Here is a 26,708-nt window from a genome sequence, read left to right on the forward strand (position 1 = left end):
CAGATGTGGAAGCCCGGTAACGGGTGGAGCTGACTGGTACTAATAGGCCGAGGGCTTGTCCTCAGTTGCTCGCGTCCACTGTGTTAGTTCTGAAGTAACGAACTCGCCAAGTTCCGGCTTGAGTTCAACTTCATAGTGTTTCGGTGGTCATAGCGTTAGGGAAACGCCCGGTTACATTCCGAACCCGGAAGCTAAGCCTTTCAGCGCCGATGGTACTGCAGGGGGGACCCTGTGGGAGAGTAGGACGCCGCCGAACAACCCGCCCTTTTAGCTCAGTCGGTAGAGCGTCTCCATGGTAAGGAGAAGGTCAACGGTTCGATTCCGTTAAAGGGCTCCAGACAAAAAGGCCCCCGCCATCAGGCGGGGGCCTTTTTGCGTTTCCGGGGCCGGTCGTGCACGAGCCGGCGCTTCCGGGCCGCCGCCGAGGCGGCCCGGACACCGGACAGGGGGGCGTCAGGAGCCCTCGCGGGGGTGGGGGACGCGGAAGGCCAGGATGGCCATGTCGTCCGAGGCGGGTTCCGCCGCGAAGCGTTCGACCGCGCGCAGGACGCGGGCGGCCACCGCGCCGGCGGTGAGGCCCGTACAGGTGGTGAGGACGTCGGCCAGGCCGTCGTCGCCGAGCATGCGGGCGCCCTCCCGGCGCTCCGTGACGCCGTCCGTGACACAGAGGAGGACGTCGCCCGGATCCAGCGACAGCGTCTGCTCGTACAGGTCCAGGTCGTCGATCACGCCGAGCAGCGGCTGCGGTTCGGCCGCCGCGGTGACCTCCCCGTCCGGGCGCAGGCGCAGCGGGAGCGGGTGCCCCGCGCAGACCACCTTCATCAGGGCGCCGCCGTCCGACTGCGGATGCAGTTCGCCGTACAGGAGCGTCAGGAAGCGGCTGCGGGCGCCCTCGTCGAGGATGGCCGCGTTCAGCCGCTCCAGGACCGCCGGGCCGCCCAGCCCCTCGCGGGCCAGCAGGCGCAGCGCGTGGCGGGCCAGGCCGGTGACGGCCGCCGCCTCCGGACCCGTACCGCAGACGTCGCCGATGGCGAAGCCGTACGCGCCGTCGCGGATCGGGAAGACGTCGTAGAAGTCGCCGCCCACCTCGTTGCCCTCGCCGGCCGCGCGGTAGATGACCTCGACCTCCATGCCGGGGATCGCGGGGGAGCCGGGCGGCAGGAGGCTGCGCTGGAGGGAGCGGCTGATCGCCGTGCGCTCCGAGTAGAGGCGGGCGTTGTCGAGGGCCAGGGCCGCCCGGCGCGACAGGTCGTCGGCCAGCTCCAGGATCTCCTGGCGGAAGTGCTCCTCGCTGGGCTTGCCCAGGGTCAGCATGCCGATCACCCGGTTGCGCGCCAGGAGGGGCAGGACGACCGTCTCGCCGCCGACCGCCGCGGCCGTGGCCGGCCAGGGGCGGGCACCGGCCTCACGGACCGGCTCGGGCGGCTCCACCCGCGACAGCAGGTCCTTCAGACCGTCGATCCGCTCCTCGTCCTCGTGCAGGACGTAGGCGAGATAGGGGTCCGACGCCTGGTCGGCGATGGTGTAGACGGCGCACCAGGTGGCCAGCGTCGGGACCGTCATCTGGGCCATCAGCGCCAGGGTCTGGTCCCGGTCGAGGGTTCCGGCCAGCAGGTCGGAGGCCTCGACGAGGAAGGACAGGGAGCCGCGGCGCAGCCGCTCCAGCTCGCCGAGGCGCGCGGACTCGACGGCGAGGGCGATGCGGTCCGCGGCGAACTGGAGGCGCAGGGCCTCCTCGTTGGTGTAGCGGCCCGGGTTCTCGGCGGCCACGCCCAGGGAGCCGGTGAGGCGGCCCTCCACCTTCAGGGGGACGGTGACGACGGAGCGCATGCCCGTGGACTCCAGGAGCGGTACGGCCCCGGGGACGGCGGAGAGGTCGTCGTGGACGGCGGGCAGGCGGGCGGAACCGTAGCGGCTGGTGCCGGCCTCGACGGGGACGCGGGCGAAGCGCTGCCGGGTGGAGGGCAGGCCCGTGGTGGCGCGGACCTCCAGCTCGGTCTCGTCGTCGGTGGCGAGCAGCAGGAACGCGGCGTCGGCGTCGAGCATGTCGCGGGCCCGCTCGACGGTGCGCTGGAGCAGGCCGTCGAGGTCGTCGGGGGCGGGGGAGCCGATGAACACCTCGAAGGGGTCCGCGGGGCGCGGCTCGGAGAGCTGGCCGTCGGAGGCGGGGGCCCGTACGGGGGTCTGGAGCAGGGCGCGCTCGTCGTCGTGGACGAGGAGGCAGACGATGGACGGCTCCCCGTGGGCGTCGCGGACGCGCAGGTGGGAGGCGTAGACGGGGATGACGCGGCCGTCGGCGCCGCGGATGCCGTAGCTGCCCTCCCAGCGGGACAGGCGCAGGGCCTCGGCGATGCCGGTGCCGGTGCCGGGGGTCTGGGGCCAGGCGGCGAGTTCGGCGAGGGGGCGGCCGACGACCTTCTCGGCGGCGTAGCCGAAGACGTGCTCGGCGTCCTCGTTCCAGGCGGAGATCGCGTCGGCGGCGTCGATCTGGAGGACGGCGACGCGGACCCGGCTGTCGGCCAGGGGCAGGAACCGGTCCGGGACGACGGGGCCTGCCGAGCGGGTACCGACCGGCCGGTCCGGGAGGTCGAGGCGGAACCACACGTGCTTGCGCGTGCCGGTGTACTCGACGCCCCAGCGGGTGGCGAGGGCGGCGCAGAGCATCAGGCCGCGGCCGCTCTCGCGGTCCGGGTCGGCGTACGGCCGCTCGTCGGGGTGGCGCAGGGGGAGCTCGCGCTCGGGGTACCGGTCGGCGATCTCGACGCGTACGCCGTCCTCGGCGCGCAGGCACAGGACCTCGGCCTCGGTGCCGGCGTGGACGACGGCGTTGGTGACGAGCTCGCTGGTCAGCACCACCGCGTCGTCGACGATGTCCGCGAAGCCCCAGCCCTGGAGGGTGTCGCGCACGAACGCGCGGGCGGCCGCGACCGACCGCCCTTGCGGGGTGAAACTGGCAGCCGCCCGTGCCGTGATCACGAGTCTCCTTCGACGCGGTGGGACATCGGATGCCAGGTTACTTACCTTCGCGGTGGCCGTGAGGCCGTCGTACGGGATTCCACCCGCAGGGTGCGGACGGTGTGCGAAGGTGCCGAAGTGTTATGGCCGCGTTCGGCCGGGGTGAAACACTGGGCAGGCTTGGAGAGCCGGCTCTTGGACAGCCGGACATCCGGTGGAACACAGGTCGACCCTTTCGGGAGGGACACGGTGGAGTCTGGCGCAGCGGTGCGGCGTACGGGAACACGCCCCAAGGGCGGTAGGTCCCGGCGGAGCGGGACGACGGAGGTCGACACCGCCGCACTGAACCGGCTGCTCACGGCCCTGGTGTCGATGCGGGACGGCAACTTCCGCAAGCGGCTGACGGTGTCCGGCGACGGTGTGATGGCGGAGATCGCCGCCGTCTACAACGAGGTCGCCGACCGCAATCTGCACCTGACCGGGGAGCTGTCGCGGGTCCGCAGGATGGTGGGCCGCGAGGGCAAGCTGGGCGAGCGGCTGGAGACGGGGGCCTGCGAGGGCTCCTGGGCGGCCGCGATCGACGCCTCGAACCAGCTGGTGGACGACCTGGCCCGGCCGGTGTCCGAGGTGGGCCGGGTGCTGTCGGCGGTGGCCGAGGGCGACCTGGACCAGCGGATGGACCTGCGGACGCAGACCCAGGACGGGGCCGGGCACCCGCTGCGCGGGGAGTTCCTGAAGGTCGGGCGGACGGTCAACAACCTGGTCGACCAGCTGTCCGCGTTCACCGACGAGGTGACGCGGGTGGCGCTGGAGGTCGGTACCGAGGGCAAGCTGGGCGGTCAGGCCCAGGTGCGCGGGATGTCGGGTTCCTGGAAGGACCTGACCGATTCCGTCAACACGATGGCCTACCGGCTCACCGCTCAGGTGCGTGACATCGCCCTCGTCACCACGGCCGTGGCCAAGGGCGATCTGTCGCGCAAGGTCACGGTGCACGTGGCCGGCGAGATGCTCCAGCTGAAGAACACCGTCAACACGATGGTGGACCAGCTCTCCTCCTTCTCCTCTGAGGTGACGCGGGTCGCCCGCGAGGTGGGCACCGAGGGCGAGCTGGGCGGCCAGGCCAAGGTGCCCGGGGTCGCGGGCGTCTGGAAGGACCTGACCGACTCCGTCAACACGATGGCGGGCAACCTCACCGCCCAGGTGCGCGGGATCGCGCAGGTCACGACGGCCGTGGCGAACGGCGACCTGTCGCAGAAGGTACGGGTCAGCGCGCGCGGCGAGGTGGCGCAGCTGGCCGAAACGATCAACCAGATGACGGAGACCCTGCGGACCTTCGCGGACGAGGTCACGCGCGTGGCCAGCGAGGTCGGTGCGAAGGGCCTGCTGGGCGGTCAGGCGCAGGTGCCGGGTGCGGCGGGGACCTGGAAGGACCTCACCGACTCGGTGAACACGGTCTTCCGCAACCTGACCACGCAGGTGCGGGACATCGCGCAGGTGACGACGGCGGTGGCGAACGGCGACCTGTCGCAGAAGGTCACGGTCGACGTGGCCGGCGAGATGCTGGAGCTGAAGAACACCGTCAACACGATGGTGGACCAGCTCCAGTCGTTCGGTGCGGAAGTGACGCGGGTGGCCCGTGAGGTCGGCGTCGAGGGCGAGCTGGGCGGCCAGGCCCAGGTGCCCGGGGCGGCGGGGACCTGGAAGGACCTCACCGACTCGGTGAACACCGCGTTCCGCAACCTCACCGGCCAGGTGCGCAACATCGCGCAGGTGACGACGGCGGTGGCCAACGGCGACCTGTCGCAGAAGGTCACCGTGGACGTCTCCGGCGAGATGCTCCAGCTGAAGAACACCGTCAACACGATGGTGGACCAGCTGTCCTCGTTCGCCGACCAGGTCACGCGGATGGCGCGGGACGTGGGGACGGAGGGCCGGCTCGGCGGCCAGGCGAGGGTCGAGGGGGTGTCCGGGACCTGGAAGGAGCTGACCGACTCCGTCAACTTCATGGCCGGGAACCTGACCTCCCAGGTGCGTCAGATCGCCCAGGTGACGACGGCGGTGGCGCGCGGCGACCTGTCGCAGAAGATCGACGTGGACGCGCGGGGCGAGATCCTGGAGCTGAAGAACACCATCAACACGATGGTCGACCAGCTCTCCGCCTTCGCGGAGCAGGTGACCCGGGTGGCCCGCGACGTGGGCACGGAGGGCCGGCTCGGCGGCCAGGCGCAGGTGCCCGGGGTGGCCGGCGTGTGGCGCGACCTGACGGACTCGGTGAACGGCATGGCCGGGAACCTGACCTCCCAGGTCCGCAACATCGCCCAGGTCGCGACGGCGGTGGCGCGCGGCGACCTGTCGCAGAAGATCGACGTGGACGCGCGCGGGGAGATCCTGGAGCTGAAGAACACCATCAACACGATGGTCGACCAGCTCTCGAACTTCGCGGAGCAGGTGACCCGGGTGGCCCGCGAGGTGGGCACCGAGGGCATCCTGGGCGGCCAGGCGGAGGTGAAGGGGGTCTCGGGCACCTGGAAGGACCTCACCCAGTCCGTCAACTTCATGGCGAACAACCTGACCTCGCAGGTCCGCAACATCGCCGAGGTGACGACGGCGGTGGCCATGGGCGACCTGTCGAAGAAGATCACCGTCGACGCCAAGGGCGAGATCCTCGAACTGGTCACCACGGTGAACACGATGGTGGACCAGCTGTCCTCGTTCGCCGAGCAGGTGACCCGGGTGGCCCGTGAGGTGGGTACCGAGGGCATCCTGGGCGGCCAGGCCCGGGTGCGCGGGGTGACCGGCATCTGGAAGGACCTGTCGGACAACGTCAACACGATGGCCGGGAACCTGACGGCGCAGGTGCGCGGGATCGCCCAGGTGTCCGCGGCCGTGGCCAACGGCGACCTGACGAAGAAGGTCACCGTCGAGGCGCGCGGCGAGGTCGCGCAGCTCGCCGACACGGTCAACACGATGGTGAAGACCCTGTCCTCCTTCGCGGACGAGGTCACGCGGGTGGCCCGCGAGGTGGGCACGGAGGGCCGCCTCGGCGGTCAGGCGCACGTCCCCGGGGTCTCGGGCACGTGGAAGGACCTCACCGACTCGGTGAACTTCATGGCCTCCAACCTCACCGGCCAGGTGCGGCAGATCGCCATGGTCACGACGGCCATCGCCAAGGGCGACATGACCAAGAAGATCGACATCGATGCGCGCGGGGAGATCCTGGAGCTGAAGACGACCATCAACACGATGGTCGACCAGCTGTCCTCCTTCGCCGACCAGGTGACGCGGGTGGCCCGTGAGGTGGGTACCGAGGGCATCCTCGGCGGGCAGGCGCGGGTGCGCGACGTCGACGGCACCTGGCGGGACCTCACCGAGTCCGTGAACGAGATGGCCGGCAACCTGACCCGCCAGGTGCGCGCCATCGCGGCGGTGGCCACCGCGGTGACCCGCGGGGACCTGAGCCTGAAGGTCGACGTGGACGCGGCGGGCGAGATCCAGGCCCTCCAGGACAACATCAACACGATGATCGTGAACCTGCGCGACACCACCCTGGCCAACAAGGAGCAGGACTGGCTCAAGGGCAACCTCGCCCGGATCTCGGCCCTGATGCAGGGCCGGCGGGACCTGGACGACGTGGCCGGGCTGATCATGAGCGAGCTGACGCCGGTGGTCGCGGCGCAGCACGGCGCGTTCTTCCTCGCGGTGCCGACGGGCGGCAGCCCCGAGATCGGGACGGACGGCGGCGCGGAGGGCTCGTACGAGCTGCGGATGCGCGGGAGCTACGGGTACGCGGGCGGCCAGATGCCGATCTCCTTCCGGCCGGGGGAGGGGCTGATCGGGACGGTCGCCGAGGAGAAGCGGACGATCCTGGTGGAGAACACCCCGCCGGGCTACCTGAAGATCTCCTCGGGGCTGGGCGAGGCGCCGCCGGCGCACGTGATCGTGCTGCCGGTGCTGTTCGAGGGGAAGGTCCTCGGCGTCATCGAGCTGGCCGGCTTCCAGCCCTTCACGCAGATCCAGAAGGACTTCCTCAGCCAGATCGCCGAGATGATCGGCACGAGCGTCAACACCATCTCCGTCAACTCGAAGACGGAGATGCTGCTCAAGCAGTCCCAGGAGATGACCGAGCAGCTGCGCGAGCGTTCCGACGAGCTGGAGAACCGTCAGAAGGCGCTCCAGGCCGCGAACGCGGAGCTGGAGGAGAAGGCGGAGCTGCTGGCCCAGCAGAACCGGGACATCGAGGTGAAGAACACCGAGATCGAGGAGGCCCGGCAGGTCCTGGAGGAGCGCGCCGAGCAGCTCGCGGTCTCGATGCGCTACAAGAGCGAGTTCCTCGCGAACATGTCGCACGAGCTGCGCACCCCGCTCAACTCGCTGCTGATCCTGGCGAAGCTGCTGGCGGACAACGCGGACGAGAACCTCTCGCCGAAGCAGGTGGAGTTCGCGGAGACCATCCACGGGGCGGGCTCGGACCTGCTCCAGCTGATCAACGACATCCTCGACCTGTCGAAGGTCGAGGCCGGGAAGATGGACGTCTCCCCGACGCGGATCGCGCTGGTCCAGCTCGTGGACTACGTGGAGGCCACCTTCCGGCCGCTGACCGCGGAGAAGGGCCTCGACTTCTCGGTGCGGGTCTCGCCGGAGCTGCCCGCGACCCTGCACACCGACGAGCAGCGCCTGCTCCAGGTACTGCGCAACCTGCTGTCGAACGCGGTGAAGTTCACCGACAACGGGGCGGTGGAGCTGGTGATCCGGCCCGCCGGCGCCGACGTGCCGACGGCGATCCGCGAGCAGCTGCTGGAGGCCGGGTCGCTGCGCGACGCGGACGCCGACCTGATCGCCTTCTCGGTGACCGACACCGGCATCGGGATCGCGGCGAGCAAGATGCTGGTGATCTTCGAGGCGTTCAAGCAGGCGGACGGCACGACGAGCCGCAAGTACGGCGGCACGGGCCTGGGCCTCTCCATCAGCCGGGAGATCGCCCGGCTGCTGGGCGGGGAGATCCACGCGGCGAGCGAGCCCGGGCGCGGGTCGACGTTCACCCTGTACCTGCCGCTGCACCCGAGCGAGCTGCCCCCGCAGGGGTACGCGCCGCCCACGCCCGGCGGGGCGCGCGGGGAGTACCGCAGGGCGGCCGAGGAGGCGCTGCCCGCGCCGCAGCCCGTCCCGGTGGCGGCGCTGCCCGCGGTCCCGGGGAACGCGGTCCCGGTGCGGCAGGCCCTGCCGGTGGCGGAGCCCGCCGGACAGGGCTCCCCGTCGCTGTTCCGGCGCCGGCGCAAGCCCGCGGCCGGTCCTCTGCCGCGCACCGGGGTGCCGGGGCAGCCGGACGCGGTGGCGTGGGAGGAGCAGGAGCCGCTGCCGGTGGCGCCGCGCACGTACGGCTTCCACGGCGAGCGGGTGCTCATCGTGGACGACGACGTGCGCAACGTCTTCGCCCTGACCAGCGTGCTGGAGCAGCACGGGCTGGCGGTGCTCTACGCCGAGAACGGCAGGGAGGGCATCGAGGTGCTGGAGCAGCACGACGACGTGGCGGTCGTGCTGATGGACATCATGATGCCGGAGATGGACGGGTACGCGACGACCTCGGCGATCCGGCGGATGCCGCAGTTCGAGGGGCTGCCGATCATCGCGCTGACGGCGAAGGCGATGAAGGGGGACCGGGAGAAGGCCATCGACTCCGGGGCCTCCGACTACGTCACCAAGCCGGTCGAACCCGACTACCTGCTGTCGGTCATGGAACAGCACATGCGCGGGGACTGACCGGCGGCCGGGGCGCGGCGGGCGGGCGGGCGCGGGGGAACCTTCCGCTCTCCCGCCGCGTTTCCGGTTCGTGCACAGTGACATCTTGGTGACAGGGTGTGGCGATCTCGGGACTGGGGCTACGATGACCGGCACAAGGACGGACGGCGCGAAGACGCCGTCCTCTGGGGCGGGCCCCGGCACACAGGCCGGCGCCCGGAGCCGGGGAGGCCCCATGCCGGGGCGAGGAGGACAGGGCATGGTGCAGAAGGCCAAGATCCTCCTGGTCGACGACAGGCCGGAGAATCTGCTGGCGCTGGAGGCCATCCTCTCCGCGCTCGATCAGACACTGGTCCGGGCGTCGTCGGGGGAGGAAGCGCTCAAGGCGCTGCTGACGGACGATTTCGCGGTCATCCTGCTGGATGTGCAGATGCCGGGAATGGACGGGTTCGAAACCGCCGCGCACATCAAGCGGCGCGAACGGACCCGGGACATCCCGATCATCTTCCTCACCGCGATCAACCACGGTCCCCACCACACCTTCCGCGGGTACGCGGCGGGCGCGGTGGACTACATCTCGAAGCCGTTCGACCCGTGGGTGCTGCGCGCCAAGGTCTCGGTCTTCGTCGAGCTCTACACCAAGAACTGCCAACTGCGGGAGCAGGCGGCCCTGCTGCGCCTCCAGCTGGAGGGCGGCGGTTCCAACGGCGACGGCAGCAGGGAGGCGGCCGGACTGCTGGCCGAGCTCTCCGCGCGGCTCGCGGCGGTCGAGGAGCAGGCCGAGGCGCTGACCAAGCAGCTCGGCGAGGACTCCGCCGACGCCGCGGTGGTGGCGACGGCCGCGCACCTGGAGCGCAAGCTGACGGGCCTGCGGCGGGCGCTGGACGCGCTGGAGCCGGGAGCCGGCGGGACCGCGCCGGTCCTGCCCGCCCAGGGCTGAGGGACCGCGCCGGGACCCCGTCCCGGCGCGGGCGCCGTCGCCGGCCGCCCCGGGCGGGCGGCGGAGCGGGGCGGTCCGGGGCCTGATGGGGGACCGTCAGGTCTGCCGGTGCGTCAAAGAGCGTACGGACGGGGCGACACGAACGGGTGAAGGGGTGGGCACGCGTGTCCACCGGCGCGCGCACCGGTAACCTCGGCCCCATGGCCTCACGTACGTCCGGCAAGGGTTCCCAGAGCACCGCGGGCACCGCGAAGGGCCGCCCCGGCCGTACGGCGGCGCCGGCGAAGAAGACGGCCCCCGCGCGCAAGCCCCCCGCGAAGAAGGCCGTGGCGGCCAAGCGCGCCCCGGCGAAGAAGACGGCCGCCAAGGCGGCGCCGTCCCCGACCGGCGGCGTGCTGTGGGTCGTGCGCGGCTGCTGGCTGGGGCTGGCGCACCTCGTCGGCAAGGCCTTCCGGGGCATCGGCCGGGGGGCGAAGAACCTCGACCCCGCCCACCGCAAGGACGGCGTCGCGCTGCTCCTGCTCGCCCTGGCCCTGATCGTCGCCGCCGGGACCTGGTCCAACCTGAGCGGGCCCGTGGGGGACCTGGTCACCATGCTGGTCACCGGGGCCTTCGGGCGCCTGGACCTGCTCGTGCCGATCCTGCTCGGCGTCATGGCGGTGCGCTTCATCCGCCACCCCGAGCAGAGCGACGCCAACGGGCGCATCGGCATCGGCCTGTCCGCCCTGGTCATCGGGGTCCTCGGGCTGGTGCACATCGCCTGCGGGGCCCCCGGCCGCGACGAAGGCACCACCGCCATGCAGAACGCGGGCGGGCTCATCGGCTGGGCCGCCTCCAAGCCGCTGATCTTCACCATGGGCGCGCCGCTGGCCGTGCCCATGCTGGTGCTGCTCACCGTGTTCGGCCTGCTGGTCGTCACCGCGACCCCGGTCAACGCGATCCCGCAGCGGCTGCGCCGGCTGGGGATCCGGCTCGGGATCATCGCCCCGAACGAGTACGACGAGGGGTACGGGCAGGCCGCGGGCGCCGACCGGCACGACGCCGAGCAGTGGCGGGCCCGCACGGAGGGCGCGGCCGGGCCGGGCGACCCCGCGGACGCCGCCGAGGAGGCGGCCCTGGCCAGGCGGCGCCGCCCCCGCCGGGCCGCCGCGCGGCCGGGGGAGCGGGAGATGGACGCGGTCGACGTGGCCGCTGCGGCCGCCGCCGCGCTGGACGGGGTGGTCTTCGGAGGGCTGCCGCCGTCCCCGGTGGTCGCCGACCTGACGCAGGGGATCACCCCCCGGCGGGACGGCGTGGAGGTCACCGCCCCCGTGCCGCCCGCCCGCGAGGAGCGGCCCGCCGCCCCGGCGGTTCCCCCGGCCCCGGCGGAGCCGGAGCCCGCAGACGTGCCGCACGAGCCCACCGCGGCCGCCTCGGGCACGCTGTCGGTGCCGGACCTGACCAAGGCCCCGCCCGAGAACCAGCCCCTGCCGCCCCGGGCCGAGCAGCTCCAGCTGCGCGGGGACATCACGTACTCGCTGCCCTCGCTGGACCTGCTGGAGAAGGGCGGCCCCGGCAAGACCCGCAGCGCCGCCAACGACTCGGTGGTCGCGGCGCTGACGAACGTGTTCACCGAGTTCAAGGTGGACGCGCAGGTCACCGGGTTCACCCGGGGCCCGACGGTCACCCGCTACGAGGTCACGCTCGGCGCCGCCGTGAAGGTCGAGCGGATCACGGCGCTGGCGAAGAACATCGCCTACGCCGTGGCCTCTCCGGACGTGCGCATCATCAGCCCGATCCCGGGCAAGTCGGCGGTCGGCATCGAGATCCCGAACACCGACCGGGAGATGGTCAACCTCGGCGACGTCCTGCGGCTGGCGGACGCCGCCGAGGACGACCACCCGATGCTGGTCGCGCTGGGCAAGGACGTCGAGGGCGGCTACGTCATGGCCAACCTCGCGAAGATGCCGCACGTGCTGGTCGCCGGCGCCACCGGCTCCGGCAAGTCCTCCTGCATCAACTGCCTGATCACCTCGATCATGGTCCGGGCCACCCCGGAGGACGTGCGGATGGTGCTGGTCGACCCCAAGCGGGTCGAGCTGACCGCCTACGAGGGCATCCCGCACCTCATCACGCCGATCATCACCAACCCCAAGCGGGCCGCCGAGGCCCTCCAGTGGGTGGTGCGCGAGATGGACCTGCGCTACGACGACCTGGCCGCCTTCGGGTACCGGCACATCGACGACTTCAACCAGGCGATCCGCGACGGCAAGATCAAGCTGCCGCCCGGCAGCGAGCGGGAGCTGAGCCCGTACCCGTACCTGCTGGTGATCGTCGACGAGCTCGCGGACCTGATGATGGTGGCCCCGCGCGACGTCGAGGACTCCATCGTGCGGATCACCCAGCTGGCCCGCGCGGCCGGCATCCACCTGGTGCTCGCCACCCAGCGGCCCTCGGTGGACGTGGTGACCGGTCTGATCAAGGCGAACGTGCCCTCCCGGCTCGCCTTCGCGACCTCCTCGCTCGCCGACAGCCGGGTCATCCTGGACCAGCCCGGCGCCGAGAAGCTCATCGGCAAGGGTGACGGACTGTTCCTGCCGATGGGTGCGAACAAGCCGGTCCGTCTCCAGGGCGCCTTCGTCACCGAGGACGAGATCGCGGGCATCGTCCGGCACTGCAAGGACCAGATGGCCCCCGTCTTCCGGGACGACGTCACGGTCGGGCAGAAGCAGAAGAAGGAGATCGACGAGGAGATCGGCGACGACCTGGACCTGCTGTGCCAGGCGGCCGAGCTGGTGGTCTCCACCCAGTTCGGCTCCACCTCGATGCTCCAGCGCAAGCTGCGCGTGGGCTTCGCCAAGGCGGGGCGGCTGATGGACCTGATGGAGTCCCGGGGGGTCGTGGGCCCCAGCGAGGGCTCCAAGGCCCGCGACGTCCTCATCAAACCGGACGAACTGGACGCCGTGCTCGCCGTCATCCGGGGCGAGGCTCCCTAGAACGGGCATCCGCCCGCCTCACCCGACCGCAGGGGGTTCGGCGGGCAACCGTTTCCCCTGGGCGCGCGTCAAGTTGAGGGAGGCGGCGGCGGGTGGCGCCCTCGCCATACGGATGGCGTAGGAAGCGGACCCTCCGGTTGCCCGACCCTTTCGTCACCCCCCTAGACTGGACATCCAGCAGGTGGCTACACGCTCGAAAGGCGCCCTTGTGTCCATCGGCAACTCCAACTCCCCCGAAGAAGAGCGGCCTTCGACCGACGACCGGTCCGAGGACCGGCTCGTCGAACGCTCCGTCGAAGGACCGTCCATCGGGACGGCCCTCAAGAAGGCCCGGATCGCCGCCGGGCTCACCGTCGACGAGGTCTCGTCCACCACGCGCGTGCGCATCCCGATCGTGCACGCGATCGAGGAGGACGACTTCACGCGCTGCGGCGGCGACGTCTATGCCCGCGGCCACATCCGTACGCTCGCCCGCGCCGTTCACCTCGACCCGGTACCCCTGGTCGAGATGTACGACGCGGCACACGGCGGCCGGCCGGCCCCCACCCCCGCCGCGCCGATGTTCGACGCCGAGCGCATCCGCCCCGAACGGCAGCGGCCCAACTGGACCGCGGCCATGGTCGCCGCCATCGTCGCCGTGATCGGCTTCGTCGGCTTCACCGCCTTCAGCGGCGGCGACGAGAAGGCCAAGCGGCCGGTGGCGGAAGGTTCCGCCTCCCCGCAGCCCGCGCCCAAGCAGTCGGCGGGCCAGCAGCCCCCGGCGAAGACCCCGCAGGCTCCGCCGGCCTCCAAGCCGGAGCCCTCGGACAGCGCCATCGCGGCCGCGCCCAAGGACCTCGTCACGGTGGTCCTGACGGCCGACGTCGGCGAGAGCTGGATCTCGGCGAAGGACCACAGCGGCCGGCTGCTCTTCGACGGCACCCTCGCGCACGGCGAGTCGAAGACGTTCACCGACAAGGAGTCGGTGGACCTCGTCCTGGGTGACGCCGGGGCCGTCAAGCTGTTCGTGAACGGCAAGGAGATCAAGGACCGGTTCGAGTCGGGCCAGGTGGAACGTCTCACCTACACCAAGGACGACCCCCGCCAGGGCCAGGCCCAGGCGGGCTGACCGGCCCCGATCGGCGGCGAATGGCGCGGAATAAAAAATTCCAGATCCCCGGGACCCGTGCGGCACCTGCCGCCGGCCCCCGGGGATCTTGCTGTGGGGGGACGTGGGGCGGGGGCCGGCGCCGGGACGAAGTAGTCTTGAGTCCATGCCCGAACGCCGTACCGTCGCCCTTGTCACTCTTGGCTGCGCCCGTAACGAGGTGGACTCGGAGGAGCTCGCAGGCCGCTTGGCGGCGGATGGCTGGGAGCTCGTCGAGGACGCCGCCGACGCGGACGTCGCCGTCGTCAACACCTGTGGCTTCGTCGAAGCCGCCAAGAAGGACTCCGTAGACGCCCTGCTGGAAGCCAACGACCTCAAGGACCACGGCCGCACCCAGGCCGTCGTCGCCGTCGGCTGCATGGCCGAGCGCTACGGCAAGGAGCTCGCCGAGGCCCTCCCCGAGGCCGACGGGGTCCTCGGCTTCGACGACTACGCCGACATCTCCAGCCGTCTCCAGACCATCCTCAGCGGCGGCAACGTCGAGGCCCACGCCCCGCGCGACCGGCGCCAGCTGCTGCCGATCAGCCCGGCCGAGCGCCAGAAGGCCTCCGTGGCCCTGCCCGGACACGCCCAGGACGGCGCCGAGGCGCCCGCAGAGGCCCCCGCCGACCTCCCCGAGGGCGTCGCCCCCGCCTCCGGCCCGCGCGCGCCGCTGCGCCGCCGCCTGGACAAGAGCCCGGTCGCCTCGGTGAAGCTGGCCTCCGGCTGCGACCGCCGCTGCTCCTTCTGCGCGATCCCGTCCTTCCGCGGCTCCTTCATCTCCCGCCGCCCCTCCGACGTGCTGGGCGAGACCCGCTGGCTCGCCGAGCAGGGCGTCAAGGAGATCATGCTGGTCTCCGAGAACAACACCTCGTACGGCAAGGACCTCGGCGACATCCGCCTGCTGGAGACCCTGCTGCCCGAGCTGGCCGCCGTCGACGGCATCGAGCGCGTCCGCGTCAGCTACCTCCAGCCCGCCGAGATGCGGCCCGGCCTGATCGACGTGCTCACCTCGACCCCCAAGGTCGCGCCGTACTTCGACCTGTCCTTCCAGCACTCGGCCCCCGACGTGCTGCGCGCCATGCGCCGCTTCGGCGACACCGACCGCTTCCTGGAGCTGCTGGACACCATCCGCTCCAAGGCCCCGCAGGCCGGCGTCCGCTCCAACTTCATCGTCGGCTTCCCCGGCGAGACCGAGGAGGACTTCGCCGAGCTGGAGCGGTTCCTCACCCACGCCCGCCTCGACGCCATCGGCGTCTTCGGCTACTCCGACGAGGACGGCACCGAGGCCGCCACCTACGAGAACAAGCTGGACGAGGAGACCGTCGCCGAGCGCCTCGCGCACATGCAGCGGCTCGCCGAGGAGCTCACCTCCCAGCGTGCGGAGGAGCGGATCGGCGAGACCCTTGAGGTACTCGTCGAGACGGTCGTCCCGTTCGACGAGGCGGAGGAGGGCGAGGGCGCCTACGGGCGCGCCGCCCACCAGGCCCCCGAGACCGACGGCCAGGTCGTCTTCACCGACGGCACCGGCCTGGTGCCGGGGCGCATCGTCACGGCCAAGGTGGTCGGCACGCTGGGCGTGGACCTGGTGGCCGAGCCCCTGGGCACGGAGTTCTCGGACACGCAGGAGGCGGCCGGATGAGCGGAGTCCCGGCATCGGCGGCGGGCGGGACCGGCCGCCGGCCCGCGCCCGGCGCGAAGCTCGGGACTGCGGCCGTCAACCAGGCCAGCCTCTGGAACATCGCCAACATCCTGACGATGGTCCGGCTCGTCCTCGTGCCGGGATTCGTCCTGCTGCTGCTCGCCGACGGGGGCTACGACCCCGTCTGGCGGGCGCTGGCCTGGGCGGCCTTCGCCGTCGCCATGATCACGGACATCTTCGACGGGCACCTGGCCAGGACGTACAACCTGGTCACGGACTTCGGGAAGATCGCCGACCCCATCGCCGACAAGGCGATCATGGGGTCGGCGCTCGTGTGTCTCTCCTGGCTCGGGGACCTGCCCTGGTGGGTGACCGGCGTCATCCTCGGGCGGGAGCTCGGCATCACGCTCATGCGGTTCTGGGTGATCCGCTACGGGGTGATCCCCGCCAGCCGCGGGGGCAAGCTCAAGACGCTGGCCCAGGGGACGGCGGTGGGCATGTACGTGCTCGCGCTGACCGGCCCGCTGGCGACCCTGCGCTTCTGGGTGATGGCGGTGGCCGTCGTGCTGACCGTGGTCACCGGTCTGGACTACGTCCGGCAGGCCCTGGTGCTGCGCCGGGCGGGACTGGCCGCGGAGCGGGCCGCGAAGTGACGGACGGGGCGGGGGAGGCGCCGGAATCCGCGGGAGCGGGGTACGGCGCCGTGCGCGTGGCCGAAGACGTGCTGCGGCTGCTCGCGGAGCGTGACCAGAGCCTGGCCGTGGCGGAGTCGCTGACCGGGGGGATGGTCGCCGCCGAGCTGACGGCGGTGCCGGGGGCATCGCGCTCCTTCCGCGGGTCGGTCACGGCGTACGCCACTGAACTCAAGCACCGCGTCCTCGGGGTGGACGCGGCCCTGCTCGCGGCCGAAGGCGCGGTGAACGCCCAGGTCGCCGCCGAGATGGCCGACGGGGTCCGGCGCGTGATGGGCGCTTCGTGGGGGATCGCGACGACCGGGGTGGCCGGTCCGGACCCCCAGGACGGGCAGCCGGTCGGCACCGTCTTCGTCGCCGTGGCGGGTCCGGGGGGCAGGAAAACGGCCCGGCTGCGGTTGAACGGCTCCCGTACGGAAATCCGTAGGGAGAGTGCACGCACAGTGCTCGAACTGCTCTCGAGCGAACTCCGCGAGAATCTGCGGGGGCAGGATACGGAACAGAACGGGGGGATTTGATGTTTGCAGCCCTGAGTGAACACGACATCGCTCCCCGCACGGCCGCGGCGCGAGGCGGTACGGTGGGGCGTGAAGGTTACGGCTACACGGTCAGAGGAGGGAGCCACCGATGATTCTGCTCCGTCGCCTGCTGGGTGACGTGCTGCGTCGGCAGCGCCAGCGCCAGGGCCGTACTCTGCGCGAAGTCTCCTCGTCCGCCCGAGTTTCGCTCGGCTATCTCTCCGAGGTGGAGCGGGGGCAGAAGGAGGCATCCTCCGAGCTGCTCTCCGCGATCTGCGACGCGTTGGACGTACGGATGTCCGAGCTGATGCGCGAAGTCAGTGACGAGCTGTCGCTGGCCGAGCTCGCGCAGTCGGCAGCCGCAAGCGAACCGGTGCCGGCACCGGTGCGCCCGATGCTCAATTCGGTCTCCGTGGCCTCGGTCACGGGCGGACCCGAACGGGTGACCATCAAGGCACCCGTGGAAGCGGTGAACGTCGTAGCCGCTTGAGCGCGCGAGCTGGACACGTGGGTGTGGCGGAGCCCCGGGTGGTGCGTGGAGCACCGGCCGGGGCTCCTTGCCGTCCACGGCTCCCCCGCCGGCCGTGCGCCCGCCGTTCTGGGTGCGGGGGCCGGGGGTGTGGGGGAGGATGGGCGCGACCGGGAACCGGCCCTCTGGGAGGTGGCCGTGCGGCTGTTACTGCGCATACCTGTGGCTCTGTCCGTCGTGCTGGCCCTGCCCCTCGTGCTCGCGGCGGGCGCGCTGTGGTGGTGGGCGGTGATGAGGCTGGCGGCGGCGCCGGCCGACTCGGGCCCCGTGGAGGGGGCGATAGCCATCGGCGGCTGGGGACTGGGGCTGCTGCCCGTGCACTGCGCGCCGGGCCCCGCGCGCCGGGCCGGGGGCCGGACCCCCGCCGCCGTGGGCGCGGAGCGCGCTACCAGGGCATCGCCACCCCGCCGTTCGGCCGAAGGATCTGTCCCGTCATGAAGGACGAGGCGTCCGAGGCCAGGTAGAGCACCGCGTGGGCGATGTCCTCCGGCTCGCCGACCCGGCGCAGCGGGGACATCCGGACCATGGCGGCCTCCGTCTGCTCTTGGGCCTCGGGAGTGTGGCGGGCGGTCATGGGGGTGCGGACCCACCCCGGGGCGACGGCGTTGACGCGGATGCCGTGCGGGCCGCTCTCGGTGGCCAGGGTCCTGGTCAGCTGCACCACGGCGGCCTTGGCGGCGCTGTAGCAGAGCAGGCCGGGCTGGGCGGCGTCCACGGCGCCGGAGGCCATCGTGACCACCGAGCCGGGGCGGCCGGCGGAGATCATCGATCTGACGGCCTCCTGGCAGGTGCGCAGGACCCCCTTGAAATTGATGTCCAGGATCCGGTCGAGGTCCTCGTCGGTGGTCTCCAGGACGCTGCTGGTGTGCATGACCCCGGCGACGGCGGCGGCGATGTCGAGCGGCCCGGCCGCGGCGACGGCGGCCCGCAGGGCGGCGCGGTCGGTGACGTCGAGGGGGTGGGCGGTGGCGGTTCCGCCGGCCTCGGCGATCAGGGCCGCGGTCTCGGCGAGGCCCTGCTCGTCGCGGTCCGCGCAGTGCACGGCCGCGCCCGCGGCGGCGAGCAGGAGCGCGGTGGCCCGGCCTATGCCGGCGGCGGCTCCGGTGACGAGAGCGGTCCGGCCCGTGAGGTCGTACGCGGTGATGGGTGTGGGCATGGCAGGACCGTACGAGTGGAGCTGACGGGCCGTCAATTGGTGGGGGCGTCCGGGCCGGGACCGGACTGGCAGCGCGGGCACCAGTAGGTGGGGCGGTCGTCCTGCGGGGCCGCGCGCACGGGGGTGCCGCAGCGCAGGCAGGGGCGGCGGGCGCGGCCGTAGACGAACAGCTCCTGGCCGGGGCGGCGGCTGCCGGTGGTGTTGCGGGGGCCGCCGTGGCCGGTGTTGGCGGCGAGCAGGCGCTGGGCGGCGGCCGCGATGCGGACGGCGGTGACCTCGGGGTCGGGGAGCGCGCCGACCGGGGTCCAGGGGGTGGCCGCGGCCAGGAAGCAGAGCTCGCACTTGTAGATGTTGCCGATCCCCGCCAGGTTGCGCTGGTCCAGCAGGGCCTCGCCTAGGGGGCGGCCGGGGGCGGCGAGGAGGTTCGCGGCGGCCCGGTCGGGGTCCCAGTCCGGCCCGAGGAGGTCGGGGCCCAGATGGCCCACCGCCCGGGCCTCGTCGGCGGTGCGCAGCAGTTCCAGGACGGGGAGGCGGTAGCCGACGGCGGTGGCGTCCGCGGCGGCCAGGACGGCCCGGATCTCGTGGTGGGGGCCGCCGCGCCACTTCTCGGCGGGGGCGAAGACGTACCAGGCGCCGTCCATGCCGAGGTGGCTGTGGAGGGTGAGGCCGCCTTCGAGGCGGGTGAGGAGGTGCTTGCCGCGCGGGGTGACGTCCAGGGTGGTGCGGCCGGTGAGGTCGGCCGTGGCGAACCGGGGGACGCGCAGGTCGGCGTGGGTGAGGGGCTTGCCCGCGAGGGCGGCGTGCAGCCGGGCCGCGACGCGGTGGACGCTGTCTCCTTCGGGCATGGGGCCATTGTCACGCCGCCGGGGCGGGGAAACGCGGAACCCCCCGGGCGGGACGGCCGCCGCAGGGGGTTCGCGCGATCAGGAGGTGCGGGGGCCCGGCGGGCCGCTCGTCACTTCCAGGTGAGGCCCTTCTGGGGCGGGCTGCTCAGGTTGTTGTACGGGTCGCCCCAGTACTCGGCGCCGGTGACCTTGGTGCCCGTCGGGGCGAGGGCGATGGCGCAGGAGGTCTGGGTCTGGCCGTTGGTGAAGCCCTTCGGCAGCGAGTCGCTCGGGCACTTCTCGAACTTGCCGATGGTCAGGACGGTGTCGGCCTCGCTGCCGCCGTCCAGCAGGCCCTTCATGTGGCCCACGCTGGTGAACGACAGGTCCGTCGTGCCGGTGTTCTTGATCGTGTAGCGGATGTAGAAGGGGGACTTGCCCTTCGCCTTGTCGCCGAGGTTCAGCGCCGACAGGTCGGCGGGGGTGCCCGCCTCGATGCCGGTGACGGTGAGGGCGATCTGGCCGCCCTTGTTGTTGCCGTAGCTGAACGGGACGGTCGCCGTCTCGCCCATCTTGAACGCCTGGCCGGACTTGGCCACCGCGCCGCCGCCGGCGGCGGGGGCGCCGGAGGCGCCGTCGTAGCCGCCCGCGGCCGGGGAGCTCGGGGCTCCGGCCGGCGGGGTGGCGTAGCCGCCGGGCTGCGAGGGCTGGGCGGCCGGGGCGGACGGGGCCGCCGGGGTGAGCTCCTCGTTGCCGTCCTTGCAGCCCGTCAGGACCAGGGTGCCGGCGACGGCGAGGCCGGCCGCGGCCAGAGTGGTCTTGCGCATGCTGATGCTGCTCACTTCTGTTCTCCCCCATGACTGTGCACCGCCCATGCGGTGCCTGTGATCACCTTTGATAAGGCATGGATAAGCGCCGGTGCCAGCTCAGGAGCGGCTGGCAGCGGTTTCGTGACATGGCCAAGACATACGTGGCTGAGTCGAGACCGGAGCGGGTTCAAACCGTTTCCCGGACGCGGACGGCTACTTGCGCAGCCTCAGCCCCCTCGGGGTGGCGTGGAAGCCGGCCGCCTCCAGGGCCCGGCCGAGCGGGGAGGTGAGGGCCGCCGCGGTGTTGATGCGCTCCACCGTCAGGTCCGGGAGGGTCCCCGCGCGGGAGGCCGCCGCCAGCGCCTCCGTGGCCGCCGCGAGGCGCGGATCGCCCGCCTCGGGCCAGGCCAGCAGGGTCTTGCCGCCGCGCTCCAGGTAGAGGGTGAGCTCGCCGTCGACCAGCACCACCAGGGAGCCCGCCTTGCGGCCCGGCTTGTGGGTGGCTCCGGCCGGTGGCTCCGGCCAGGGCAGGGCCGCCCCGTACGCGTTGGCCGGATCGGCGGCGGCCAGGACCACCGCCGCCAGCGGGGGCGGGTTCTTCTCGGCCGCGCGGAGCCGGTCCACCGCGCCGTCCATCGCGAACTGGGCCGCGCCCAGCCCCTCCACCACGTAACCGCGGCGGGTCTGCCCGCTGTCCTCGAAGGCGGACAGGACCCGGTACACGGCGCTGAAGCCGCCCTCGACGCCCTCCGCCGCCACCGCCCCGCGCGTCACCACCCCGTGCCGGTCGAGCAGGGTGCGGGCCAGCGCGTGGGCGCGGTGGGTCGGATCCTGGGCCGGCGCCGGGAGGAGCGACCAGCGGCCCGAGACCGTGGGCGGACCGGTCCGGGAAGCGGTCGCGCCCAGGCTGCCGTACCGGCCGCGCGGGGCCGTACGGCGGGCCCGGTGGGCGGTGGCGCCCGCCGTGCGGCCCGAGCCCAGCAGGGACCGCAGCGGCGCCAGGGTGTCGTTGGTCAGCCGGCCCGACCAGGCCAGGTCCCACAGGGCCGAGGACAGCTCCAGGTCGCCCGTCTCCGGATGGCGGGCCCGGACCGCTTCCGTGAGCTGGCGGAAGAACAGGCCGTACCCGCCCGAGAGGGCGTCCAGCACCGCCTGGTGAAGGGGGCTCAGCTCCAGGGGATGCGGTGGGGGGAGCAGCAGCGGAGCCGCGTCCGCCAGGTAGAGCGAGATCCAGCCGTCCTTGCCCGGCAGGGCCCCCGCCCCCGCCCACACCACCTCGCCGGTGGTGGTCAGTTCGTCCAGCAGGGACGGCGCGTACCCCGCGACCCGGGACGGCAGGATCAGCCGCTCCAGCGCCGACGCCGGCACCGGCGCGCCCTGGAGCTGCTCCACGGCGCGCGCCAGGCCGTCGATCCCGCGCAGCCCCCCGCCCAGGTGCTGCCACTGCGGCAGGAAGGTGGCCAGCGAGGCCGGCGGGACCGGCTCCAGCTCCTGCCGGAGCGCCGCCAGCGAGCGGCGCCGCAGCCGGCGCAGCACCGCTGCGTCGCACCACTCCTGGCCGATGCCCGCCGGATGGAACTCGCCCTGCACCACCCGGCCCGCCGCCGCGAGACGGTGCAGGGCGCCCTCGGTCACCGCCGCGCCCAGCCCGAAGCGGGCGGCGGCGGCGGTCGTGGTGAACGGGCCGTGCGTACGGGCGTGGCGGGCCAGCAGATCGCCCAGCGGATCCTTGACCGGCTCGGTGAACGCCTCCGGGACCCCCACGGGCAGGGCCGTCCCCAGGGCGTCCCGCAGCCGGCCCGCGTCCTCGACCGCCGCCCAGTGCTCCGCGCCTCCGATCCGCACCCGGATCGCCCGGCGGGCGGCCTCCAGGGCGGGCGCCCAGCCCGGCTCCGCGCCCCGCTCCGCCAGCTCGGCGTCGGTCAACGGGCCCAGCAGGCGCAGCAGATCGGCCACCGACTCGGCGTCCTTCGCCCGCCGGTCCTCCGTCAGCCACTGGAGCTCCCGCTCCAGTTCCTCCAGCACCTCGGCGTCGAGGAGCTCGCGCAGCTCCGCCTGGCCCAGCAGCTCCGCCAGCAGCCGCGAGTCCAGCGACAGCGCCGCCGCCCGCCGCTCGGCCAGCGGCGAGTCGCCCTCGTAGAGGAACTGGGCGACGTACCCGAACAACAGCGAGCGGGCGAACGGGGAGGGCTCGGGCGTGGTGACCTCGACCAGGCGGACCCGGCGCGCCTCCACGTCCCCCATCAGCTCGGTCAGGCCCGGCACGTCGAAGACGTCCTGGAGGCATTCGCGCACGGCCTCCAGAACGATCGGGAAGGAGCCGAACTCGGAGGCCACCTGGAGCAGTTGCGAGGCCCGCTGGCGCTGCTGCCACAGCGGGGTGCGCTTGCCGGGGCTGCGGCGCGGCAGCAGCAGGGCGCGCGCCGCGCACTCGCGGAACCGGGAGGCGAACAGGGCCGAACCGCCGACCTGGTCGGTGACGATCTGCCCGACCTCGCCCCGGTCGAAGGCGACGTCCGCCGCGCCCAGCGGGGCCTGCCCGTCGTCGAAGCCGAAGGACGCGGGCCGGGCGGGATCGTGGTCGAGGAGGTCCAGCTCCATGGAGAGCAGGTCGGCGTCCGGCAGGCGCAGCACGATCCCGTCGTCGGCATGCATCACCTGGGCGTCCATGCCGTACTTCTCGGCGAGCCGGGCACCCAGCGCCAGCGCCCACGGGGCGTGCACCTGGGCGCCGAAGGGGGAGTGCACGACGACCCGCCAGTCGCCCAGCTCGTCGCGGAACCGCTCGACCACGATCGTCCGGTCGTCCGGGACGTGGCCGCAGGCCTCCCGCTGCTCCGCGAGGTACGCCAGGACGTTCTCGGCCGCCCAGGCGTCCAGCCCCGCCGCCAGCAGCCGCAGCCGGGCGTCCTCCTCGGTGAGCCCGCCGAGCTCGCGCAGGAACGCGCCGACGGCGCGGCCCAGTTCGAGGGGGCGGCCCAGCTGGTCGCCCTTCCAGAACGGCAGCCGGCCGGGCACCCCCGGAGCCGGGGTGACCAGGACCCGGTCGCGGGTGATGTCCTCGATCCGCCAGGAGGTCGTGCCCAGGGTGAAGACGTCGCCCACGCGGGACTCGTAGACCATCTCCTCGTCGAGCTCGCCGACCCGGCCGCCGCCCTTCTTCGGATCGGCGCCCGCCAGGAAGACGCCGAACAGCCCGCGGTCGGGAATGGTGCCGCCCGAGGTCACCGCCAGGCGCTGCGCGCCGGGCCGGCCCGTGACCGTCCCGGCGACCCGGTCCCACACCACCCGGGGTCTGAGCTCCGCGAACGCGTCCGACGGGTAGCGGCCCGCCAGCATGTCCAGCACCGAGGTGAACGCCGACTCCGGCAGCGCCGCGAAGGGCGCCGCCCGCCGCACCAGCGCCAGCAGGTCGTCCAGCTGCCAGGTGTCCATCGCGGTCATCGCGACCAGCTGCTGGGCGAGTACGTCGAGCGGGTTGGACGGGATCCGCAGGGACTCGATCGCCCCCGTCCGCATCCGCTCCGTGACCACGGCCGCCTGGACCAGGTCCCCCCGGTACTTGGGGAAGACCACCCCGGTGGAGACCGCCCCCACCTGGTGGCCGGCCCGGCCCACGCGCTGGAGCCCCGAGGCCACCGACGGCGGCGACTCCACCTGCACCACCAGGTCCACGGCGCCCATGTCGATGCCCAGCTCCAGGCTCGACGTCGCGACCACGGCGGGCAGCCGGCCCGCCTTGAGGTCCTCCTCCACCAGCGCCCGCTGCTCCTTGGACACCGAGCCGTGGTGCGCGCGCGCCAGCAGCGGCGGGGCGCCCCGCGCGGCGCCCGCCTGGGCCATGATCTCGGCCGGGGGCGGCGCGCCCTCGCCGAGCGGCTCGCCGGTGGCGCGCTCGTAGGCGATCTCGTTGAGCCGGTTGCACAACCGCTCCGCGAGACGGCGGGAGTTGGCGAACACGATCGTGGAACGGTGGGCCTGCACCAGATCCGCGATCCGCTCCTCCACATGGGGCCAGATCGACGGCTTGTCCCCGCCCTCGCGGCCCTCGGTGGCGGGGGAGCCGCCCAGCTCGCCCATGTCCTCCACCGGAACGACCACCGACAGGTCGAACTCCTTGGCCGACGGCGGCTGCACGATCTCCACCCGGCCGCGCGGGGCCAGGTAGCGGGCCACCTCCTCCACCGGGCGGACCGTCGCCGACAGCCCGATCCGGCGGGCCGGGCGCGGCAGCAGCTCGTCCAGCCGCTCCAGGGAGAGCGCCAGATGGGCGCCGCGCTTGGTCCCGGCGACCGCGTGCACCTCGTCCAGGATCACCGTCTCGACCCCCGACAGGGCCTCGCGGGCCGCCGAGGTCAGCATCAGGAACAGCGACTCCGGAGTGGTGATCAGGATGTCGGGCGGGCGCAGCGCCAGCGCCCGGCGCTCGGCGGCCGGGGTGTCGCCGGAGCGGATCCCGACCCGGACGTCCGGCTCGGGCAGGCCCAGCCGGGCCGACTCCTGCCGGATGCCCGTCAGCGGGCTGCGCAGATTGCGCTCCACGTCCACCGCGAGGGCCTTCAGCGGAGACACGTACAGCACCCGGCAGCGCTTCTTCGGCTCGGCCGGCGCCGGCTGCGAGGCCAGCCGGTCCAGGGCCGCGAGGAAGGCGGCGAGCGTCTTGCCGGAACCGGTCGGCGCCACCACGAGCACGTCGGCCCCCTCCCCGATGGCCCGCCAGGCGCCCTCCTGCGCGGAGGTGGGCGTACGGAAGGCCCCCGTGAACCACGAGCGGGTCGCGGGGGAGAACGAGTCGAGCGCAGCGCCTGCCATGCCCCCATCGTGCACCCGGCCACTGACAACCGGCCGGACCTGGGCGAACGCCCGGCGGCGCGGGGGCGCAGAATGAGGGGATGGGGAAGGACGACACGGGCCGCGAGTGGGCCCGGCACTGGCGCTACCCGCACCTGCCCAGGCTGGACCTGCTGCGCGCCCACTACGTACGCCACACCTTCCCCCGCCACGCCCACGACGGCTACGTCATCGCGGCCGTCACCGGCGGCATCGAGGAGATCGGCATGCCCGGCGGCACCCTGCGGGCCGGGCCGGGCAGCGTGGTGCTGATCAACCCCGAGGTGCCGCACACCGCGCGGGCCGGGGAGCCCGGGGGCTGGGCGTACTCCACGCTCTACCCCTCCCGGGAGCTGATCACCGAGGTCGCCGCCGAGCTCGGCACCCTGCGCGGCACCCCCGGCTTCACCGCCGAGATGGTGCTCGACGCACGGGGCGCGAAGCTGATCACCGAGGTGCACCGGGCCGCCGAGGCGGGGAACGCGCTGGCCGCCGACACCCTGCTGCGCGCCGTCGTGGCCCGGATGCTCGGCCGGCACGCCGCGCCGCTGCCCGCCCGCGCGGTGTCCCGCGCGGGCGCCTCCGACGCGGAGCGGGCACGGGCCGTCCTGGAGGAGCGGATGGCCGGGCCGCCGTCCCTGGAACAGCTCGCGGCGGAGCTGGGGACCAGCCCGTTCGCCCTGCTGCGGGCCTTCCGCGAGCGGTACGGGATGCCGCCCCACACCTGGCTGACGGACGCGCGGGTCCGCCGCGCCCGCAGGCTGCTCGACGCGGGCGGCGCGCCGGCCGAGGTGGCCGTCACCGTCGGCTTCACCGACCAGCCGCACCTGAACCGGCACTTCACACGCATCGTCGGCGTCCCCCCGGGCGCCTACCGGCGGGGGCGCACGGCGTAGGCCCGCCGGCGCGCAAGAACGTACAAGACCCGGCCGGCCGTTCCCGCCTACCTTCGCCGGGTGGGAACAGAACAGATGGTCGTACAAGAAGCCCCCGACGGCGTCGGCGGGCGGACGAGGGCCGCGGTCGTGCGGGACGCCCTCGGCGTCGGGGTCGCCGTCGGGCTCTCCGGGTTCGCGTTCGGGGTGACGGCCGCCGGGGCCGGGATCAGCGTGCTCCAGGCCTGCGTGCTGAGCCTGCTCGTCTTCACGGGCGCCTCCCAGTTCGCCCTGGTCGGAGCGCTCGCCGCCGGCGGCAACCCGTTCACCGCCGCCGCCGGTGCCTTCTTCCTCGGCACCCGCAACGCCTTCTACGGCCTGCGGCTCTCCCAGCTGCTCGCCCTCCCGAAGTCCGTCCGGCCCCTCGCCGCGCACTGGGTCATCGACGAGACCACAGCCGTGGCCCTCGCCCAGCCCGACCGCAGGTCGGCCCGGCTCGGGTTCACCGTCACCGGGCTCAGCCTGTACCTGCTGTGGAACCTCACCACCCTGCTCGGCGCGCTCGGCGCCGAGGCCATCGGCGACACCGCCGCCTGGGGGCTGGACGCCGCCGGGCCCGCCGTCTTCCTCGCCCTCCTCGCACCCATGCTGAAGGGCACCACCGAGCGGGCCGTCGCCGGGCTCGCGCTCGTCCTCGGGCTGGGCTTCCTGCCCGTCCTGCCCGCCGGGGTGCCCGTACTGATCGCCGCGCTGGCCGCACCCGCCGTGCTGTGGCTGAAGGGACGCCGCTCGTGAACGTCTGGATCGCCATCGGGCTCACCGTCGCCGGATGCTACGCCGTCAAGCTCGCCGGACTGCTCGTGCCCGCCGGGGCCCTGGAGCGCCCGGCGGTGCGCAGGCTCTCCGCCCTGCTGCCGGTCGCGCTGCTCGCCGCGCTCACCGCCCAGCAGACCTTCAGCACCGGCCACGAGCTGGTCCTCGACGCCCGCGCCGCCGGGCTGGCGGCCGCCGCCGTCGCGCTGCTGCTGCGCGCCCCGTTCCTCGTGGTGGTCGGGGCGGCCGTGGTGGTCACCGCCGGCGTGCGGGCCCTCGCCGGCTAGG

Annotated in this window: 17 protein-coding genes, 1 tRNA gene and 1 rRNA gene; 14 read left to right on the forward strand and 5 right to left on the reverse strand. The window is 73.2% G+C overall.

The window, feature by feature from the left end:
• Positions 1-139 precede the first annotated feature (139 nt).
• Positions 140-256: ribosomal RNA gene (gene rrf, locus AB0469_RS10830) — 5S ribosomal RNA — on the forward strand.
• A gap of 5 nt (positions 257-261) precedes the next feature.
• Positions 262-337, forward strand: a tRNA-Thr gene (locus tag AB0469_RS10835).
• Positions 338-453: 116 nt separating this feature from the next.
• Here the strand turns inward: AB0469_RS10835 and AB0469_RS10840 are convergent.
• Positions 454-2,976, reverse strand: a complete 2,523-nt coding sequence (locus AB0469_RS10840) for a SpoIIE family protein phosphatase (RefSeq protein ID WP_366451009.1) — start codon at positions 2,974-2,976, stop codon at positions 454-456.
• Between the two features lie 228 nt (positions 2,977-3,204).
• Here AB0469_RS10840 and AB0469_RS10845 point away from each other — a divergent pair, with 228 nt between their 5' ends.
• The 9 genes from AB0469_RS10845 (at position 3,205) to AB0469_RS10885 (ending at position 17,551) form a co-directional block, all read left to right on the forward strand.
• Positions 3,205-8,712 carry a HAMP domain-containing protein gene (locus AB0469_RS10845; protein WP_366451010.1) on the forward strand — a complete coding sequence of 1,836 codons (5,508 nt, stop codon included), beginning with the start codon at positions 3,205-3,207 and terminating at the stop codon, positions 8,710-8,712.
• Positions 8,713-8,950: 238 nt separating this feature from the next.
• Positions 8,951-9,631, forward strand: coding sequence for a response regulator (locus tag AB0469_RS10850; RefSeq protein ID WP_366451011.1), 681 nt, complete (start codon positions 8,951-8,953; stop codon positions 9,629-9,631).
• Positions 9,632-9,831: 200 nt separating this feature from the next.
• On the forward strand, positions 9,832-12,606 hold the full coding sequence (locus AB0469_RS10855) for a DNA translocase FtsK (RefSeq protein WP_366451012.1): 2,775 nt from the start codon (positions 9,832-9,834) through the stop codon (positions 12,604-12,606).
• A gap of 208 nt (positions 12,607-12,814) precedes the next feature.
• The gene (locus tag AB0469_RS10860) at positions 12,815-13,714 is read left to right on the forward strand and encodes a RodZ domain-containing protein (protein ID WP_366451013.1); all 900 of its coding nucleotides are present in this window, start codon (positions 12,815-12,817) and stop codon (positions 13,712-13,714) included.
• A 145-nt stretch (positions 13,715-13,859) separates the two neighbouring features.
• The gene (gene rimO / locus AB0469_RS10865) at positions 13,860-15,374 is read left to right on the forward strand and encodes a 30S ribosomal protein S12 methylthiotransferase RimO (RefSeq protein ID WP_366451014.1); all 1,515 of its coding nucleotides are present in this window, start codon (positions 13,860-13,862) and stop codon (positions 15,372-15,374) included.
• Positions 15,371-16,027, forward strand: a complete 657-nt coding sequence (gene pgsA, locus AB0469_RS10870) for a CDP-diacylglycerol--glycerol-3-phosphate 3-phosphatidyltransferase (RefSeq protein WP_042820365.1) — start codon at positions 15,371-15,373, stop codon at positions 16,025-16,027. Before rimO ends, pgsA begins: the two co-directional genes overlap by 4 nt.
• Positions 16,028-16,083: 56 nt before the next feature.
• Positions 16,084-16,584, forward strand: a complete 501-nt coding sequence (locus AB0469_RS10875) for a CinA family protein (RefSeq protein WP_366451015.1) — start codon at positions 16,084-16,086, stop codon at positions 16,582-16,584.
• 109 nt (positions 16,585-16,693) lie between these two features.
• Positions 16,694-17,074 carry a helix-turn-helix transcriptional regulator gene (locus AB0469_RS10880; RefSeq protein WP_007266936.1) on the forward strand — a complete coding sequence of 127 codons (381 nt, stop codon included), beginning with the start codon at positions 16,694-16,696 and terminating at the stop codon, positions 17,072-17,074.
• Positions 17,075-17,344: 270 nt separating this feature from the next.
• Positions 17,345-17,551, forward strand: a complete 207-nt coding sequence (locus tag AB0469_RS10885; RefSeq protein WP_366451172.1) for a hypothetical protein — start codon at positions 17,345-17,347, stop codon at positions 17,549-17,551.
• On the opposite strand, the gene AB0469_RS10890 is transcribed toward AB0469_RS10885, so the two are convergent.
• The 4 genes from AB0469_RS10890 to AB0469_RS10905 all read right to left on the reverse strand — a co-directional run bounded on the left by AB0469_RS10890 (position 17,499) and on the right by AB0469_RS10905 (position 24,714).
• Positions 17,499-18,305 (reverse strand): SDR family NAD(P)-dependent oxidoreductase, encoded by an 807-nt coding sequence (locus AB0469_RS10890; RefSeq protein WP_366451016.1) that lies wholly within the window; start codon positions 18,303-18,305, stop codon positions 17,499-17,501. The genes AB0469_RS10885 and AB0469_RS10890 overlap by 53 nt on opposite strands.
• Positions 18,302-19,114, reverse strand: coding sequence for a DNA-formamidopyrimidine glycosylase family protein (locus AB0469_RS10895; protein WP_366451017.1), 813 nt, complete (start codon positions 19,112-19,114; stop codon positions 18,302-18,304). The genes AB0469_RS10890 and AB0469_RS10895 overlap by 4 nt, the downstream gene beginning before the upstream one ends.
• A 110-nt stretch (positions 19,115-19,224) precedes the next feature.
• Positions 19,225-19,935: a hypothetical protein gene (locus AB0469_RS10900; RefSeq protein WP_366451018.1), complete on the reverse strand. Its 711-nt coding sequence runs from the start codon at positions 19,933-19,935 to the stop codon at positions 19,225-19,227.
• A gap of 180 nt (positions 19,936-20,115) precedes the next feature.
• A complete protein-coding gene (locus tag AB0469_RS10905) occupies positions 20,116-24,714 on the reverse strand; it encodes an ATP-dependent helicase (RefSeq protein WP_366451019.1) in 4,599 nt (1,532 codons plus the stop codon).
• A gap of 80 nt (positions 24,715-24,794) precedes the next feature.
• Between AB0469_RS10905 and AB0469_RS10910 the strand changes: the two genes are divergently transcribed.
• From AB0469_RS10910 to AB0469_RS10920, 3 genes are all read left to right on the forward strand, one after another.
• Positions 24,795-25,628: an AraC family transcriptional regulator gene (locus AB0469_RS10910; protein ID WP_366451020.1), complete on the forward strand. Its 834-nt coding sequence runs from the start codon at positions 24,795-24,797 to the stop codon at positions 25,626-25,628.
• 75 nt (positions 25,629-25,703) lie between these two features.
• A complete protein-coding gene (locus AB0469_RS10915) occupies positions 25,704-26,402 on the forward strand; it encodes an AzlC family ABC transporter permease (RefSeq protein WP_366451173.1) in 699 nt (232 codons plus the stop codon).
• Complete coding sequence (locus AB0469_RS10920; RefSeq protein WP_366451021.1) at positions 26,399-26,707, forward strand: AzlD domain-containing protein; 309 nt, start codon at positions 26,399-26,401, stop codon at positions 26,705-26,707. Before AB0469_RS10915 ends, AB0469_RS10920 begins: the two co-directional genes overlap by 4 nt.
• The last annotated feature ends 1 nt before the right edge of the window (position 26,708 follow it).

Source organism: Streptomyces sp. NPDC093801 (genome assembly GCF_040701585.1).
Lineage (GTDB): Bacteria > Actinomycetota > Actinomycetes > Streptomycetales > Streptomycetaceae > Streptomyces.

Bases quoted from the DNA above. Each gene is read 5' to 3' on its own strand.
- rimO (WP_366451014.1), top strand. From the start codon at position 13,860: ATGCCCGAACGCCGTACCGTCGCCCTTGTCACTCTTGGCTGCGCCCGT.
- AB0469_RS10850 (WP_366451011.1), top strand. From the start codon at position 8,951: ATGGTGCAGAAGGCCAAGATCCTCCTGGTCGACGACAGGCCGGAGAAT.
- pgsA (WP_042820365.1), top strand. From the start codon at position 15,371: ATGAGCGGAGTCCCGGCATCGGCGGCGGGCGGGACCGGCCGCCGGCCC.
- AB0469_RS10880 (WP_007266936.1), top strand. From the start codon at position 16,694: ATGATTCTGCTCCGTCGCCTGCTGGGTGACGTGCTGCGTCGGCAGCGC.
- AB0469_RS10910 (WP_366451020.1), top strand. From the start codon at position 24,795: ATGGGGAAGGACGACACGGGCCGCGAGTGGGCCCGGCACTGGCGCTAC.
- AB0469_RS10855 (WP_366451012.1), top strand. From the start codon at position 9,832: ATGGCCTCACGTACGTCCGGCAAGGGTTCCCAGAGCACCGCGGGCACC.
- AB0469_RS10905 (WP_366451019.1), bottom strand. From the start codon at position 24,714: ATGGCAGGCGCTGCGCTCGACTCGTTCTCCCCCGCGACCCGCTCGTGG.
- AB0469_RS10885 (WP_366451172.1), top strand. From the start codon at position 17,345: ATGAGGCTGGCGGCGGCGCCGGCCGACTCGGGCCCCGTGGAGGGGGCG.
- AB0469_RS10895 (WP_366451017.1), bottom strand. From the start codon at position 19,114: ATGCCCGAAGGAGACAGCGTCCACCGCGTCGCGGCCCGGCTGCACGCC.
- AB0469_RS10915 (WP_366451173.1), top strand. From the start codon at position 25,704: ATGGTCGTACAAGAAGCCCCCGACGGCGTCGGCGGGCGGACGAGGGCC.